The sequence below is a fragment of the uncultured Stenotrophomonas sp. genome (genome assembly GCF_913778665.1).
GTDB lineage: Bacteria > Pseudomonadota > Gammaproteobacteria > Xanthomonadales > Xanthomonadaceae > Stenotrophomonas.
Window position 1 is genome coordinate 491,667 of the sequence record NZ_CAJYVQ010000002.1, and the last position, 15,887, is coordinate 507,553.

The window sequence follows — 15,887 nt, forward strand, 5'->3', positions numbered from 1 at the left end:
GGGGACGGAGGGGATTAAGTCGCAATTGGCTGGCGATGCGCCTTATGCCAAAAACGACTTAATGCCCTCCGTCCCTTTTTCGCATGGCCCACACATGGCCGGTCCTAGGCTGAGCCGGTTCCAAAGCAGGTCGTCACCGCATCGCATTCAGGGGGATCCGGGATGGGTAGGAGTGGCACGGACCAACAGAGCCGCCGGGTGCCGATGACCCGCGGCCTGGGCCTGCGGTTTGCATTGCTGACGGGCATGGCGATCGGACTGGTCGCGTTGTCTGCTTTGATCCAGGAGCTGCAGGCCGCTTCCACCGCCTGGATCGCCGGGCAGGGCTACTGGTCGCGGGGCCAGCAGGACGCGACCACCGCGCTCAGCCGCTACCTGGCGCGCGCGGATGCCCAGGACCTGGAAGACGCGCGCCAGGCCCTGCAGGTGCCACTGGGCGACCTGCAGGCGCGGTTGGCGCTGGAGCAGGCCGAGCCGGATGCGGCCAAGGCCCGGCAGGGTTTCCTGCAGGGTGGCAATGCACCGGCCGATATTCCCCGCCTGGTGTTTTCATTCCGCTATGCGCGCGACATCGGTGCCTTCCGCGAGGCGACTGCGCTGTGGCGGCGGACCGATGCCGATCTGATGGCGGTGCAGCGGCTGGTCGAGGATCTGCAGCTGCGACATCACGAAGGCCCATTGCCGGCAGCTACACGCGACCGCTATCTACAGCAGTTGCGCGATCTCGACCGGCGCCTGCAGGCGCAGACGCAGGCGTTCTCGCAGGCGTTGCTGCGCATGGCCACGATGGTGCGGGTGGCGACGCTGGTGGTCGGCGGGCTGTCGGTGCTGGCGATCAGCCTGATGGCGGTCGCGTTGGCCCGCCGCGTCGGCAAGGATCTGACCGAACACGAGAGCCGCTTCCGCGCCGCGTTCTACCAGGCCAATGTCGGCATGCTCAAGCTCGACATGCGGGGCAAGGTGATCGAAGCCAACCAGGCGATGGCCGACATCCTCGATCATCGCCGCGACCAGTTGGTACAGCTGTCGTTGGGCGACCTGCTGATGGAAGGCGAGCTGGTCATCGATGGTGTCGGCCGCATCGACTGGGACCGCCAGCTGCGGCCCAGCGAACTGCGTTTCTGCCGGCGCGATGGCAGCCTGGTGTGGGGACGCTGGAGCGGCACCGCCGTGCGCAGCACCGATGGTGGCCTGTCGGTGTTCGCGATCATCGAGGATGTCAGCCAGAACCATGCGCTGGCACGCGAGATCGAGCACCACGCCAGCCACGATCCACTGACCGGGCTGGTCAACCGCCGCGAGATCGAGCGACTGCTGGAGCGCGCACTGCTGCAGGTACGCAGCGAGGGCGGCACGCATTCGCTGTGCTACATCAACCTGGACCACTTCAAGCTGGTCAACGACAGCTTTGGTCACGCTGCCGGTGACCAGATGCTGCGCAGTTTTGCCGACTATCTGGTGGCCGCGGTGCGCGATGGCGATTGGGTAGGGCGGCTGGGCGCCGATGAGTTCGCGGTGTTCCTCGCCCATGCCGGGCAGGACGAAGCCAAGCGGGTGCTGCAACGGGTAATCCGCAACCTGGGCCAGGCCACCTTCCCGATCAGCGAGGGCAGCCCGCAGCTGAGCTGCAGCATCGGCGTGGTCGAAGTCAGCGCCGACGCGCCGGATGTGAACTGGCTGATGAGCGCCGCCGACAGCGCCTGCTATGCCGCCAAGCAGGCCGGCCGCAACCGCGTGCACTGCTTCAACGAAAACCGCCTGGCGCTGGAGGAACGGCGGCAGGAGGCCGAGCGCCTGCAGCGCGTGAGCCTGGCGATGGCCGAGAACCGCATGCTGCTGTATGCCCAGCGCATCGCCCGCGTCGGCGACCCCAATTACCTGCATTACGAGGTGCTGGTGCGCATGCGGGGCACCGACGGCAGCCTGCACCTGCCGGGCCAGTTCATGCCGGCGGTGGAGCGCTACGGCATGGCGGTGGCACTGGATCGCCATGTGCTGGGGCTGCTGTTCCGGCATCTGCAGGTATGCCCGGCACACGTCCGGCAGCTGGGCCTGTGCAACGTCAATGTTTCCGCGCAGTCGATCGCCGAACCGGGCTTCCTCGCCTTCGTCTGCGACCTGCTGGAGCGCAACCGTGCGTTGGCCTCCAAGCTTTGCTTCGAGATCACCGAGACCGCGGCGATCAGCAACCTCAGCCAGGCCCGTGCCTTCATCGACGCGGTGAAGGCGCGTGGCTGCCGGATGGCGCTGGACGATTTCGGTTCCGGGCTGTCCTCGTTCGGCTACCTGCGGCAGTTGCCCGCCGATATGCTGAAGATCGACGGCGCCTTCGTGCGTGACATGGACACCGATCCGGTCAGCCACGCGACCGTGCGCGCGATCAGCGAGCTGGGGCGCGAGCTGCAGATGGAAGTGGTGGCCGAATGGGTGGAGACCACCGAGGTGGCCGGCGCGCTGACCCGGCTCGGCGTGCAGGGCCTGCAGGGCTACGCGATCGAGCGCCCGCAGCCGCTGGAACGGATGACCCTGACCGAGCTGCGGCCGTTCCGCCTGGTGGCGGTGAAGGGGCCGCCGAGCGCAGGCTGAACGGCGGGCGGCGACTTTGGTCTACACCTGTGTGACCCGCGCGGCTGCAATAATGCCGGCCAGGGGCGACGCGCAGTGGGCGCGGACGTAAGCAGGAACAGGACGTGGCGTGGGCGGCAGGCAGTGGCGGTACGGAACAGGAGCGGTGGTGGCCGTACTGCTGGCGTGGTTGGCGCTGTCGTGGCCGCTGCAGGCCGCAGCGCCTGCCTCGAGTCGTGACTACCTGCTGGTCGGTGGCGCCACCGACGAGCCCACCCCGCATCGCGCCTGCACCCCGCAGATGCTGTCCGGCCGGCGCCAGAAGGTAGAGGTGCCGGCGCCTGCCGAAGGCTGGTCGGGGCAACCGCAGGCACTGGACGTGTTCAACGTGTTTGCCGGCGAAGTCCGGGTCCAGCACGGCGACCGCGAGATCTGCGGCGACATGCACGATGCCCGCACCCGCGATTCGCGCTTCCGCGCCGGCATCGGCCTGGTGGCAGTGCCGCCGGCCGGCAGTCACGCGCCGTTCCTGGTGTCCTGGCAGACACCGCTGAAGGCACGCTGGGTTCCGACGCTGCGGCTGGGCGCGCCGAGCCCGGTGCAGCAGAACGATACCGCCCGCCTGCTGGTGCGCGCGGCCTGCATCGCGGTGGCGATCGCGTTGGCGTTGTCGGCGTTGATGGCGTTCCTGACCACGCGCGACCGCAGTTTCCTGGCCTACATCGCCGGCACCACCGTGCTGGTGTTGTGGCAGGCCATCCTCGGCGGGCTCAGTGGCTACCCCGAACCCTGGTTGCCGGTGGGCGAACACGGTGCGTGGTGGTTGTTGTCGTTGACTGCGGCCAGCCAAGCCCTGGTGTTGCCGGCCCTGTGGCGGCTGAACGGCGGTGACCGCGTGTTGCCGCGCTCGCGCCCGGTGCAGCTGGCCGTGCTGTGGGGCGGGCTGGGACTGGCCGCCCTGGTGCCGTGGCTGCGCTGGGATCATCTGGCCTGGGTCGCGCAGGGGCTGCAGGTGTCCTACCTGCTCGGCTACGGCCTGGCGCTGCTGGTCGGCGTCTGGGCACGCGCGCGCGGCGACCGCTGGGCGCAGGCCGGACTGGCTGCGCTGGCGCCGATGCTGGTGCTGATCATCGCCGACGCCTGCGGCGCCGAATGGCTGCTGGAATACCGGGTGGAAGCGCTGCAGCTGGCGGTGACCTGGCTGCTGATGATGGCCGCCTACGCGCTGAACCAGCGGCTGGGCCGCCTGCGCCAGCAGCGCGACGAGCTGCGCCATCTGGCCGAGACTGATGGCCTGACCGGGCTGCCGAACCGGCGTGCCGGCCTGCAGCAGCTGGCGCGCCATCTGGAAGAGGTCGACCGCGAGCGCGGGCCGCTGGTGATCGGCTTCCTCGACATCGACCTGTTCAAGGACATCAATGACCGCCATGGCCATGCCGTCGGTGATCAGGTGCTGGTGGCGGTGGCGCGGGCCCTGCGCAGCGCGGTGCGCAGCCAGGACGAGGTGGTGCGGATGGGCGGCGAGGAATTCCTGCTGCTGATGCCAGGGATGCCGCGCGAAGCGGCGTCGGCGCGGCTGGACCGCCTGCGCCAGCGCATCACCGAGGCCTGCCAGACACTGCAGGTGCCGGGCCTGGAAGTGACCGCCAGCATTGGCCTTGCGCAGTGGCGTCCGGGCGAGGACGACCTGGCCGCGCTGCTGCGCCGCGCCGACCATGCCATGTACGTGGCCAAGCGCGCCGGTCGCAACCGGGTGTTCGATGGCGAGGAACTGGATTCGCCGGCACCGGCATGACGCGCAGCGGGCGGCGATGCCGGATAATAGGGCGATGACCACCCGACTCAACAAACATATCGCCGACACCGGTTTCTGCTCCCGCCGCGAGGCCGATCGCCTGATCGCCGCCCGCCGCGTCACCGTCAACGGCCACCCGGCCGGCACCGGCGCGGTGGTGGGCGAGGAAGACCAGGTGCTGGTCGACGGCCAGCCGCTGCGCGCGCGCGTCGCACGCAAGCCCGGCACCCGCCGCCACGTCTACATCGCGCTGAACAAGCCGGTGGGCGTGACCTGCACCACCGAAAGCTCGGTCAAGGGCAACATCGTCGACTTCGTCGGCCATGAACAGCGCATCTTCCCGGTCGGCCGCCTGGACAAGGAATCGGAAGGGCTGATTCTGATGACCAGCAACGGCGACATCGTCAACCAGATCCTGCGCGCCGAGAACGGCCACCAGAAGGAGTACCTGGTGGCCGTGAACAAGCCGGTCACCGACGAGTTCCTGCGTGGCATGGCCCGTGGCGTACGCATTCACGACCAGATGACGCTGCCGTGCAAGACCTCGCGGATCGCCAAGTTCGGTTTCCGCATCACCCTGCAGCAGGGCCTGAACCGGCAGATCCGCCTGATGGCCGCTGAATTCGGCTACCGCGTGACCCAGCTGCGCCGAGTGCGCATCGACAACATCAAGATCGGTGCGCTGAAGCCGGGCCAGTGGCGCAATCTGACCGAGCAGGAATTGCAGGGCTTGCTGCCGAAGCAGCTGGACTGGTAATACCGGCTGCGATGGGCGTGCGATGCACGAGAGATGCCGGACAGCGGCCGGCATCGTCCGATGTGCGGATTGCGGGCCAGCATCCGCTAGACTTCGCAACGACCTGCCGGAACGTGACGCTGCATGATCAAGCCCGACAAGCCTGCCAACGAAGCCCTTCGGCTTGAGGCGCTGTACCGCTACCGCATCCTGGATTCGGAGCGCGAAAAATCCTTCGACGACCTGGTGGTGATTGCCAAGGCGGTGTGTGGCACCTCGATGGCGGCGGTGACCCTGATCGACGTCGAACGGCAATGGTTCAAGTCGATCCAGGGCATCGATGCGGCGGAGACCCTGCGCAGCGAATCGATGTGCGGCCACGCCATCCTGCAGCCGCAGGAAATCATGGTGGTCGAGGACGCACTGCAGGATACCCGCTTCCACGACAACCCGGTGGTGGCCGGTGACCCGCATATCCGCTTCTACGCCGGGGCGCCGCTGATCAGCTCCGATGGCCTGCCGCTGGGCACGCTGTGCGTGTTCGATGCACGTCCGCAGCACCTGGCCAGCGACAAGGCCGAAGCGCTGGCCGCACTGTCGAGGCAGGTGATGCTGGTGATGGAACTGCGCCGCTTCGCGCTGGACATCCAGAAGCACATGCTGGAGCGCGACGACTACGAACGCCTGCTGTCGGAATACCAGGACGTGCTGCTGGCACAGAATGCGGATCTGGCCGCGCAGAGCCGCACCGATGCATTGACCGGCCTGCCCAACCGCCGCGCGATGGCAGCCGCACTGGAAGAGGCGGTGGCCGGGGATGCGCCCAGCGTGGCCTGCGTGGCACTGCTGGACATCGATCATTTCAAGCACATCAACGATTTCCAGGGGCACGCCACCGGCGACCGGGTGTTGGCCGAACTGGGGGCGCTGTTGCGCTCGCACTTCGCCAGCCGCGGCATGGCCGCGCGCTATGGCGGCGAGGAGTTCGTGGCGGTGATGCCGGGTACCGACCTGCGCACCGCCGAACTGCAATGCGAGTTCCTGCGCCTGGCGGTGGCCGACCTTCCGCTGGGGTTCCCGGTGACGATCAGCGTCGGTGTCGCCCAGCACCGCACTGGCGAGAGCGTGAACGAGACCCTGGCACGTGCCGACAAGGCGCTGTACCGGGCCAAGGGCAATGGACGCAACCGTGTGGAACGGGCGGACTGAAGCGCCCCACCCGTTAGATCCATGCCATGCGTGGATGCTGTTTCCGATTGGATAACGCCGTGTCGCGGCCTGTGCGATTGTGCTCCGCGACTATGGCGTTCCTGCTCCCCGGACACGACCATGCTGCAGACCCTGGCCATTGCCCACTACCGCTCGCTGCATGGGCTGGTGCTGCCGCTGCAGCCGTTGAATGTGGTCACCGGCGACAACGGCAGTGGCAAGTCCAGCCTGTACCGCGCGCTGCGCCTGTTGGCGGAAACCGCACAGGGCGGGGTGGCGGCGCTGCTGGCCCGCGAAGGTGGGCTTGGGTCGGCGTTGTGGGCGGGCCCGGAAAAGATCGACCGCCGCGTCACTTCGGGCGACATGCCCCTGCAGGGGGGGCCACGCCAGGAAGCGGTGGGCCTGAAGCTCGGCTTTGCCACCGACGCATTCGGTTATGCGATCGACCTGGGCTATCCGCCGCCCAGCCGCTCGGCGTTTGCCTTGGATCCGCAGATCAAGGCCGAGGCGATCTGGGCCGGACCGTTCCTGCGCAGTGCCAACCTGCTGGTCGATCGCCGCGGCGCGACGGTGCGGCAGCGCCACGCGGGCGGCTGGGATCGGGTCGATGATCGGTTGTCACTGTTCGACAGTCTGTTCACCCAGGTCGGTGATCCGCAGCGCATGCCGGAGACCATCGCCCTGCGTGAGTACATCCGTCGCTGGCGCTTCTATGATCATTTCCGCAGCGATGCCGACGCGCCGGCGCGGCAGCCGGCGATGGCCACGCGCACGCCGGTGCTGCATCACGACGGCCGCGATCTGGCCGCGGCCTGGGTGACCATCCTCGAGATCGGGGATCCAGTTGCGTTGGCGCGCAGCGTGGACGATGCGTTCCCGGGCGCCTCGGTAGGCTTCGAGGAACGGGATGGCCGATTGGCGCTGCGCTTCCACCAGCCCGGGCTGCTGCGGCCCTTGTCGATGACCGAGCTGTCCGATGGCACCCTGCGTTTCCTGCTGCTGGCTGCCGCGCTGCACAGCCCGCGCCCGCCGCCGCTGCTGGTACTCAACGAGCCGGAGACCAGCCTGCATCCGGACCTGCTGCCGGCGCTGGCGCGGCTGATCATCGCCGCCAGTGCACGCAGCCAGATATGGGTGGTGTCACACGCCAGCCGCCTGATCGCCGCATTGGAGCAGGCACCGGGCTGCCACTCGCTGCATCTGCAAAAGGAGCAGGGACGCACGTTGTTGAGCGGGCAGGGTCTGCTGGACGCCCCGGCGTGGCATTGGCCGCAACGCTGAACCGGCAATCCTGCCCGGTAGATCCACGCCATGCGTGGATGCACTCAATCGGCGATGTTGCGCGCCTCGGCCGTGCCAAGGATCTCCGGATGCTGCACCGGCTTGCGGCGGTTCAGCAGCGGATGCAGGAACACTGCACCGACGATGATCGCCACGCCCAAGTAGAACCACGGGGTGACCTCGTGCTGCTCGCGCAGCAGCACCACCGCCAGCACCACCGCATAGACCGGTTCCAGGTTGGTCACCAGCTGTACCGTGTAGGCGCTCAGGTGGCGCAGCGCGACCAGGGCCAGGGCGAACGGCAGCAGCGTGCAGAACCCGGCCAATACCAGCAGCAGGATGCCGTCGTGCAGGTTCGGAACCACCCACAACGGGCTGGCCAGCGCCGGCAGCAGGTAGGGCATCAGCGGTGCCAGCAGGGTCAGGGTGAGGGTGCCCGCACCCAGCTCCAGCGCCGTGACCGTAAGCGGATCGGCGTGGCTGACCATGCGCTTGTTGAGCGAGCCGAACACCGCTACCAGCAACGCCGAGATCGCGCCGATCAGTACACCCAGGCGCATGCCATCGGGCACGCCACCCACCACCAGCGCCACGCCCGGCAGCACTGCCAGGCCGAAGGCCAGTTCACGCAGCTGGAACGGCCGCTTGGCCACCCACGGTTCGATGATTGAAGTGAACACCGGCGCCAGCGCGATGCATGTGGCGGCCACCGACGCGTTGGCCAGCTTCACCGCACCGTAGAACGTCAGCCAGTGCAGGGCGACCAGTGCGCCGATGCCGGCGTAGCCGGCCACCAGCCGCAGGGGCAGGGTGCGCAGCCCGCGCCACACCCGTGGCAGCAGCGCCAGCATCGCCGTCACCAGCAGCATGCGCCACCACACCAGCGGCAATGCGGGCAGGGTGATCAGCTTGCCGAGGATGGCGGTGATGCCCCACAGCAGGACACAGAAATGGATCTGCCACAGCGCTTTGCGGGTGTCGGGTGTGCTCATCCGCTTATTGTGGGGCAAGGCGGACCTCGCAGCGCTACTCGCGTGTGGAACCGCTGCTTTGGTCAACCTGCCGCTGCAGCGCCATCGCTGCCGCCGGGTTGCGCGCCTTGCCTGCGCCGATGCACAGCAGGTAGACCTCGCGCGGGCTTTCAGGGGCGGGCCCTGCCAGGCAGGGCAGGTCGTCCACCGCCTCGCCGCGCGACCAGCGCCGGGCCCGCTCGGCCCAGCGCTGCTGCATGGGCGCCGGCAGGCCCTCCTTCAGGCGGGCCTGGCTGCGCTTGATCCGCGCGTAGACAAAGCCGGCGCTGACATCGCCATGCAGGGGCGCCTCGCCGCTGTCCTCGATCACCAGGGCCACGCCATGCGCGCGTGCCGCGTTAACCAGTGCCGGGCCCTGCGCCTCGGCATTGCGGACTTCCAGGGCGTGCTGCAGCGGCACGCCGTCCAGCTGCTTCGGCAGCTGTGCCATCAGCCGTTCCAGCGCTTCGGCGTTGGCCGGATGCCGTGGATCGAACTGCCACAGCAGCGGGCCCAGCCGGTCGCCGAGTGCGAGGGCGGCCTGCAGGAACGGCGTGGCCGCTTCCACGGTGCTGGACAGGTCACGGCGCTGCACCAGGTAGCGCGGCGCCTTCAGCGAGAAACGGAAGCCTTCGGGGGTCTGCGCCGCCCACTGCGCACACTGCGCTGCGGTCGGCGTGCGGTAGAAGGTGCCGTTGATCTCGATGCAGCGCAGCGCACGGCTGGCGTGTGCCAGCTCTTCGCGCTGCGGCAGGCCGGCGGGATAGAACACGCCGCCGCGCCATTCCGGAAACACCCAGCCGCCGATGCCGCAGCGGATCGCTGCGGCCCTCACTGGCCGTGATCCGCGCGCCACGGGTCGTAGCTGCCAAACCACCACAGGTAGCCTTCCGGGTCGGCACAGGCGTAGCCGCGCCCGCCGTAGGCCTGCTCGGCGATATCGATGACGATGCGGGCGCCTGCGGCCTTGGCCCGGGCGTAGTGCGCGTCGGCATCGGTGACGATCACGCAGGCACTCTGGGTCTGGCGGCCGCCGACCTCGCCGGGCAGCACCGCGTGCCGGCTCCATTCGCTCTCGTTGCCGGCCGAGCCGAGCATGATCATGCCGTTGCCGAAGGTCAGCTGTGCGTGGAACACGGTATCGCCGTCGGCATACACCGCCTGGGCATGGAACCCGAAGGCGCGCTGCAGCCAGTCGATCGCCGCCTGCGCATCGCGGTAGCGCAGGCAAGGAATGATGGTGGATCCATTGCTTGGTTGGCCGTTCCCGTCCATGACACCCCTCCTATGGCACAGGCCAGCCTGCGCCGATGACCGTTACCATCGCGCGAACCCCTGATGACGGCCTGCACATGGCCGCCACCCCTGTTCGGAGATCGTGCTGGATGAAAACCTGGATTGGAGGAGCCGTGCTACTGGCATGCACGACCATGGCAAGCGCGGCCACCCCGGCGCAGCTGCAGGACCTGGATGCGACCGTCGAGCGCGTGCGCGCGCAGTTCGACGTGCCCGGCATCGCCGTGGCCGTGGTCAAGGACGGCCAGGTGGTGCTCGAGCGCGGCTGGGGCGTGCGTGAACAGGGTAGGCCGGAGCCGGTCCAGGCCGACACCCTGTTCGCCATTGCGTCCAATACCAAGGCGTTCACCGCAACCTCGCTGAACCTGCTGGCCGAAGACGGCAAGCTGAAGATGGACGACAAGGTGATCGACCACCTGCCGTCGTTCCGCATGTCCGACCCGTTCGTGACCGGGCAGATGACCATCCGCGACCTGCTCTCGCACCGCAGTGGCCTGAGCCTGGGCGCTGGCGACCTGCTGTTCTGGCCGGCCACGTCCTACAGCAACGCCGAAGTCGTAGAGCGGCTGGGCAAGGTGCCGCTGAAGGGCGGTTTCCGCGAAAGCTATGCGTACGACAACATCCTGTACGCGGTGGCCCAGCAGGTGATCGAGCATGTCTCCGGCATGAGCTACCAGCAGTTCCTGCAGACCCGCATCTTCGACAAGGTCGGCATGTCCGGCACCCGCTACAACGCCGATCACCTGAAGCCGGGCGACAAGGCCGCCGTCGGCCACGCCAAGTACGATTTCAAGGACCTGCGCACCGTTGCGCCGCTGACCTGGTCGAACAACGCCGGCGCCGGTGGCATCTATTCCAGCGTGCATGACATGGCGCGCTGGATGAAGGTGCAGCTGGCCGAAGGCAAGCTGGCCGACGGCACGCCGCTGTTCAGTGAAAAGAGCCAGCAGCAGATGTGGCGGATGATCACGCCGCAGTCGATCCCGGCGCCGAGCGTGCCGGAGCTGGCACCGGCGCGAGCCAATTTCGCCGGCTACGGCGAAGGCTGGACCCTGAGCGATTACCGTGGGCAGAAGCTGGTCTGGCACACCGGTGGCTGGCCGGGCATGGTCTCGCGGCTGACCCTGGTGCCGGGCGAGAAGCTGGGCGTGGTGGTGCTGACCAACCAGGAAGTGGGCGCGGCGTTCAACGCCATCACCCTGAGCGTGCTCGATGCCTACCTGGGCGGCGAGAAGCACGACTGGGTGGACGCCTATGCCAAGGCTGTGGCCAAGGGCCAGGACAAGGCCGATGAAGCCTGGGCCAAGCACCAGGCCGCGCGTGACAAGCGCAGCACGCCGTCGCTGGCGCTGGCCGGTTACACCGGCACGTTCCGCGACCGCTGGTATGGCGACATGCAGATCCGTGGCGAGGGCAAGGGCCTGCGCCTGCGCTTCATGAAGACTGCACAGCTGAGTGGGCGCCTGGAGCACTGGCAGCACGACACCTTCATCGTGCGCTGGGATGATCGTTCGCTCAACGCCGATGCGTTCGTGAACTTCAGCCTGGACCCGGACGGCAAGGTGCGCGAGGTACGCATGCAGCCGATCTCCGACCTGACCGATTTCAGTTTCGATTTCCAGGATCTGCTGTTCACTCCGGCAACGTAAGGGGTAGTGCCGGCCGCTGGCCGGCATCCTCGCGATGCTTGCGGCGATCATGGGATTGCCGGCCAGCGGCCGGCACTACCGGCGCCGCGGCATCGTCGGCCGGCGTACACATGCGGCATGGGATACTCCGCCGGCTAATGTTGGCGAGGGAATGCGATGTTCCGTTGGTTTGAATCCCTGATTCCGGTGTTCCCGCCCGTGGACGGGCGCATGCCACCACGCAAGGTGCTGCCGTTCTACCTGCACTACCTGCGCCCGGTGTGGCCGGTGCTGCTGGCCACGCTCATCGCCGGGCTGCTGCTGGCGCTGGTGGAAGTGGCGATGTTCGATTACCTGGGCCGCATCGTCGACATGGTCGCCGAGCAGCCGGGCGCCGACTTCTTCAAGCGCCACGCCAATGAACTGGGCTGGATGCTGTTCATCACGGTCATCGCGCGGCCGATCCTGGTCGGCCTGCACAACCTGCTGGTCAACCAGGCCATCGTGCCCGGACTGAGCAACCGCTCGCGCTGGCTGATGCACAACTACGTGGTGCGGCAGAGCCTGAGTTTCTTCCAGAACGACTTCGCCGGCAGCGTCGCCAACCGCGTGATGCAGACCGGTACCTCGCTGCGCGAATCGGCGGTGCAGATGGTCGATTCGCTCTGGTATATCGTGGTCTACACCGGCACGGCGCTGTACCTGTTCGCGCAGGCCGACTGGCGGCTGATGGTGCCGCTGATCCTGTGGCTGCTGGCCTATGCAGTGATCCTGTTCTACTTCGTGCCGCGCGCGAAGGAGCGGGCGTGGATCGCCTCCGAAGCACGTTCCAAGGCCATGGGCCGCATCGTCGATGGCTATACCAACATCCCCACGCTGAAGCTGTTCGCCCACGGTGGGCGTGAGCAGGCCTACGTGGCCGAGTCGATCCAGGAACTGGCGGTCAAGCACCGCGCGCAGACCCGCATCACCACCGGCATGGACCTGACCATCGCCATCGTCAACGGTTTCCTGATCGCCGGTACCTGCGGGCTGGCGCTGTGGTTGTGGAATGGCGGGCACATCACCGTGGGCGCGATCACCCTGGCCACCGGCCTGGTGATCCGCATCCACAACATGTCCGGCTGGATCATGTGGACCATCAACGGCATCTTCGAGGACATCGGCACGGTGCAGGATGGCATCACCACCATCGCCCAGCCGCTGACCGTGCAGGACCGCGACGATGCGGTGCCGCTGCAGGTGACCCGTGGCGGCGTGCACTTCGAGGGCATCCATTTCCACTACGGCAAGAAGGGCGGCGTGATCGCCGGCCTGGACCTGGTGGTGAAGCCCGGCGAAAAGATCGGCCTGGTCGGTCCGTCCGGCGCCGGCAAGTCGACCCTGGTCAACATCCTGCTGCGCCTGTACGACCTGGAAAGCGGCCGCATCCTGATCGACGATCAGGACATCGCGTACGTCACCCAGGAAAGCCTGCGCCAGCAGATCGGCGTGGTCACCCAGGACACCTCGCTGCTGCATCGCTCGATCCGCGACAACCTGCTGTACGGCCGCCCGGATGCCAGCGACGAGCAACTGCACGCGGCCGTGGCCAAGGCGCGTGCGGCCAGCTTCATCGACACACTGGTGGACGGACAGGGCCGGCGCGGCTACGACGCGCATGTCGGCGAGCGCGGCGTGAAGCTGTCCGGTGGCCAGCGCCAGCGCATCGCCATTGCCCGCGTACTGCTGAAGGACGCACCGATCCTGGTGCTGGACGAAGCGACCTCGGCGCTGGATTCGGAAGTGGAAGCGGCCATCCAGGACAGCCTGGACGAACTGATGGGTGGCAAGACGGTGATCGCGATCGCGCACCGGCTGTCGACCATCGCGCGCATGGACCGGCTGGTGGTGATGGACCAGGGCCGCATCGTCGAGACCGGAACCCATGCCGAGCTGATTGCGGCCGGCGGCCTCTACGCCCGCTTGTGGGCGCGGCAGACCGGTGGTTTTGTCGCCGCCGATCAATGACCCCGGCCCTGTATCCCTTGGGGTCGGATCCCTTTGCGAAGCAAAGGGCTTTGACCCCAGCGTGCTTCTGGAGACCTGCATGATCCGCCCTCTGCGCTCCCTGTTGCTCGCGCTCGCGCTCGCGCTCGCGCTGGGCGTGAGCACTGCGACCGCGATGGCTGCACCGGTCGCGGAGGAGCAGCTGCAGCAGGTCATCCTGCTCAGCCGCCACAACCTGCGCGCGCCGGTGGTGGCCTCCGGCGCGCTCGCCAACGCGACCCCCGAAACCTGGCCACGGTGGGACGTGGCACCGGGCGAGCTCACCACCAAGGGCGGGGTGCTGGAGGTCTACATGGGCCGCTACATTGGACAGTGGCTGCGCCAGGCACAGCTGCTGCCGGCATCGGATTGCCCGCAGCCAGGTGATTTCCACGCCCATGCCAACAGCCTGCAACGCACCCAGGCCACTGCACAGTTCTTCGTTGCCGGCGCGTTCCCGGGCTGCGCTGTTGCGATCGAGCAGCGCACGCCGCTGGGCACGATGGACCCGATGTTCAATCCGGTGATTCACCGCGATGACGTGGCGTTCCGCGAACGCGCGCGGTCGGCGATGCAGCAGGCATTGGCGCATGCAGGGCTGCTGCCATCGCTGTCGTTGGTGGAGGCGATCACCCACTACCCGCAGTCGGCGGCGTGCAAGGACCGCAGCGACTGTCATCTGACCCTGGCCGATACCACCTTCAGCGCAGAACCGGGCAAGGAGCCGCGGGCGTCCGGCTCGCTGGCGCTGGCCAACGGGGTGGTGGATGCCCTGCTGATGGAGCACTACCAGGCTGATGCCACGCTGCGCGAAGGCTGGGGCCGCTTGAACGGCGAGGCGCAATGGCTGGCGCTGGCGCAGATCCGCAATCGCTACCAGGACATCCTGTTCGGTACCCCTGAAGTTGCTCGTGATGTGGCCGCACCGCTGCTGGCGCGCGTGGATGCGCTGTTGAAGGATCCGGCCTTGCCGAAGGTGACCCTCCTGGTCGGCCATGACTCCAACATCGGCTCCGTGCTGGCGGCGCTGGGCATCACCGATTACACGCTGCCGGGCCAGTACGAGAAGACGCCGATCGGAGGCCTGCTGCAGTTCGAGCGCTGGCGTGCCCGCCACAGCGGCGGAGAGCGGATCCGCCTGGCCTACGTCTACCCGACCACTGCACAGCTGCGGGACGCACAGCCGCTGACCGGGACGCAGCCGCCGGGCCGTGTCGCGTTGCGGGTGCCGGGCTGCGCAGCGCAGGGCTGCACCGTCGCGGAGTTTCAGCGCCTTTTGCAACCAGCGGCCCGCTGAGGTGTGCGGCTAGCGCAGGCGCGTGCGCACGATGCCGTGAGTGGCCATCAGGGTCAGGTCGCCGCCCAATCGCGGCGAGCGGAACGGGCCACGCGCATGCGCGGCTTCGAACAGGCCGCCATCGGGCGAGCGCAGTCGATAGAACTCGACCCAGCCACTGGCCTGCAGCGGCAGCTGTGCAACGCCGGTCTGCTGGTTGAACCACGCCGGGTCCTTGCTGCCTTCGATGACGCGCCGCGCGAGGCGGTCGATGGCGTGATCGCGGCTGGCGTACCAGTCCTGGCCGCGCAGCCGCGCCAGCTCGGCCATCATCACCAGCGGCGCCAGCGCGTAGTCGTGATAGTGCAGGGCACGCTGCCCGCGCGCCATTTCCAGCGGCAGGCTGCCATCGTCCTGGATGTCATCGATGCCCTTCTGGAAGGCGGCGTGGCCGGACTGCCACAGGGTCTGGTCATCGGTGGCCAGGCCAGTGGCGAGCACGCCCAGTCCGCCCCAGTAGTAGTGGTTGTTGCGGCGCCGCTTCGGGTTGTCCCAATAGCTCAGGTTGGCGCGTGCCAGCTGCTGCAGCCATGGATCGATGCGCGCGCGCTGCTGCGGGTCGGCCTGGTCATGCACTTTCAGGTAGGCCATGGCCACCGCATCGAGCATCCACTGCCGCATGTAGAACGACTGGTCGTTGTTGACCCGGATCATCTGCCCGAGCATCGCGCCGTCCTTCGCCCAGGCGCCGAGCCAGGCCAGCGTGCACTGCGCAGCGGCGCGATCACCATCACGCAGGTAGTCGTCACTCATGCGCGCCACGTCGGTGGCATAGCGGTCCAGTGGCGCGGTGGCATCGTGGTTCTGCTGGTGCAGTGCCGGGTCGATCACCGAGCCGGCCTTGTCGTTGTAGTAGCCCAGCGCACGGATGTCCGGTTGGCCGGGCGGTGGTGGAGGGCAGGCGGCGAGGGCACAGGTACTGGCCAGCAGCGTGGGCAGCAGTGCAAGACGGAACAGGGGGAGAGGCATGGACGCCGACGGAAGGGGGAACCCGGCGAACGAT

12 protein-coding genes are annotated in these 15,887 nt (G+C 67.9%); 8 read left to right on the forward strand and 4 right to left on the reverse strand.

The features are described from left to right. Positions 1-162 precede the first annotated feature (162 nt). From QZ853_RS03140 to QZ853_RS03160, 5 genes are all read left to right on the forward strand, one after another. On the forward strand, positions 163-2,586 hold the full coding sequence (locus QZ853_RS03140; protein ID WP_295570655.1) for an EAL domain-containing protein: 2,424 nt from the start codon (positions 163-165) through the stop codon (positions 2,584-2,586). 109 nt (positions 2,587-2,695) lie between these two features. Further along, positions 2,696-4,360: a GGDEF domain-containing protein gene (locus QZ853_RS03145; RefSeq protein ID WP_295570657.1), complete on the forward strand. Its 1,665-nt coding sequence runs from the start codon at positions 2,696-2,698 to the stop codon at positions 4,358-4,360. Between the two features lie 34 nt (positions 4,361-4,394). Continuing rightward, positions 4,395-5,117: a pseudouridine synthase gene (locus QZ853_RS03150; protein ID WP_107230300.1), complete on the forward strand. Its 723-nt coding sequence runs from the start codon at positions 4,395-4,397 to the stop codon at positions 5,115-5,117. A gap of 123 nt (positions 5,118-5,240) precedes the next feature. Then, on the forward strand, positions 5,241-6,305 hold the full coding sequence (locus QZ853_RS03155) for a sensor domain-containing diguanylate cyclase (protein WP_295570659.1): 1,065 nt from the start codon (positions 5,241-5,243) through the stop codon (positions 6,303-6,305). Between the two features lie 120 nt (positions 6,306-6,425). Beyond that, the gene (locus QZ853_RS03160) at positions 6,426-7,586 is read left to right on the forward strand and encodes an AAA family ATPase (RefSeq protein ID WP_295570660.1); all 1,161 of its coding nucleotides are present in this window, start codon (positions 6,426-6,428) and stop codon (positions 7,584-7,586) included. A 44-nt stretch (positions 7,587-7,630) separates the two neighbouring features. Here the strand turns inward: QZ853_RS03160 and QZ853_RS03165 are convergent, their stop codons facing one another. The 3 genes from QZ853_RS03165 to QZ853_RS03175 are packed head-to-tail and all read right to left on the reverse strand — an operon-like array spanning position 7,631 to position 9,871. After that, positions 7,631-8,578: a DMT family transporter gene (locus QZ853_RS03165; RefSeq protein WP_061479504.1), complete on the reverse strand. Its 948-nt coding sequence runs from the start codon at positions 8,576-8,578 to the stop codon at positions 7,631-7,633. Between the two features lie 34 nt (positions 8,579-8,612). Beyond that, positions 8,613-9,431 (reverse strand): DUF72 domain-containing protein, encoded by an 819-nt coding sequence (locus QZ853_RS03170; protein WP_295570665.1) that lies wholly within the window; start codon positions 9,429-9,431, stop codon positions 8,613-8,615. Next, complete coding sequence (locus QZ853_RS03175) at positions 9,428-9,871, reverse strand: VOC family protein (RefSeq protein WP_295570667.1); 444 nt, start codon at positions 9,869-9,871, stop codon at positions 9,428-9,430. The genes QZ853_RS03170 and QZ853_RS03175 overlap by 4 nt, the downstream gene beginning before the upstream one ends. A gap of 110 nt (positions 9,872-9,981) precedes the next feature. On the opposite strand from QZ853_RS03175, the gene QZ853_RS03180 reads away from it, so the two are divergent. The 3 genes from QZ853_RS03180 to agp all read left to right on the forward strand — a co-directional run bounded on the left by QZ853_RS03180 (position 9,982) and on the right by agp (position 14,845). After that, positions 9,982-11,541: a serine hydrolase gene (locus QZ853_RS03180; RefSeq protein ID WP_295570670.1), complete on the forward strand. Its 1,560-nt coding sequence runs from the start codon at positions 9,982-9,984 to the stop codon at positions 11,539-11,541. A gap of 156 nt (positions 11,542-11,697) precedes the next feature. Further along, a complete protein-coding gene (gene smrA, locus QZ853_RS03185; RefSeq protein WP_295570672.1) occupies positions 11,698-13,530 on the forward strand; it encodes a multidrug efflux ABC transporter SmrA in 1,833 nt (610 codons plus the stop codon). 79 nt (positions 13,531-13,609) lie between these two features. Further along, positions 13,610-14,845: a bifunctional glucose-1-phosphatase/inositol phosphatase gene (agp, locus tag QZ853_RS03190; protein ID WP_295570673.1), complete on the forward strand. Its 1,236-nt coding sequence runs from the start codon at positions 13,610-13,612 to the stop codon at positions 14,843-14,845. Between the two features lie 9 nt (positions 14,846-14,854). Here agp and QZ853_RS03195 read toward each other — a convergent pair whose 3' ends face one another. Beyond that, positions 14,855-15,853, reverse strand: coding sequence for a polysaccharide lyase (locus QZ853_RS03195; RefSeq protein WP_295570674.1), 999 nt, complete (start codon positions 15,851-15,853; stop codon positions 14,855-14,857). Positions 15,854-15,887: the final 34 nt, after the last annotated feature.

Coding starts and splice junctions, on each gene's coding strand:
- QZ853_RS03160 (WP_295570660.1), top strand. CDS start 6,426: ATGCTGCAGACCCTGGCCATTGCCCACTACCGCTCGCTGCATGGGCTG.
- agp (WP_295570673.1), top strand. CDS start 13,610: ATGATCCGCCCTCTGCGCTCCCTGTTGCTCGCGCTCGCGCTCGCGCTC.
- QZ853_RS03140 (WP_295570655.1), top strand. CDS start 163: ATGGGTAGGAGTGGCACGGACCAACAGAGCCGCCGGGTGCCGATGACC.
- QZ853_RS03150 (WP_107230300.1), top strand. CDS start 4,395: ATGACCACCCGACTCAACAAACATATCGCCGACACCGGTTTCTGCTCC.
- QZ853_RS03180 (WP_295570670.1), top strand. CDS start 9,982: ATGAAAACCTGGATTGGAGGAGCCGTGCTACTGGCATGCACGACCATG.
- QZ853_RS03195 (WP_295570674.1), bottom strand. CDS start 15,853: ATGCCTCTCCCCCTGTTCCGTCTTGCACTGCTGCCCACGCTGCTGGCC.
- QZ853_RS03175 (WP_295570667.1), bottom strand. CDS start 9,871: ATGGACGGGAACGGCCAACCAAGCAATGGATCCACCATCATTCCTTGC.
- QZ853_RS03165 (WP_061479504.1), bottom strand. CDS start 8,578: ATGAGCACACCCGACACCCGCAAAGCGCTGTGGCAGATCCATTTCTGT.
- smrA (WP_295570672.1), top strand. CDS start 11,698: ATGTTCCGTTGGTTTGAATCCCTGATTCCGGTGTTCCCGCCCGTGGAC.
- QZ853_RS03155 (WP_295570659.1), top strand. CDS start 5,241: ATGATCAAGCCCGACAAGCCTGCCAACGAAGCCCTTCGGCTTGAGGCG.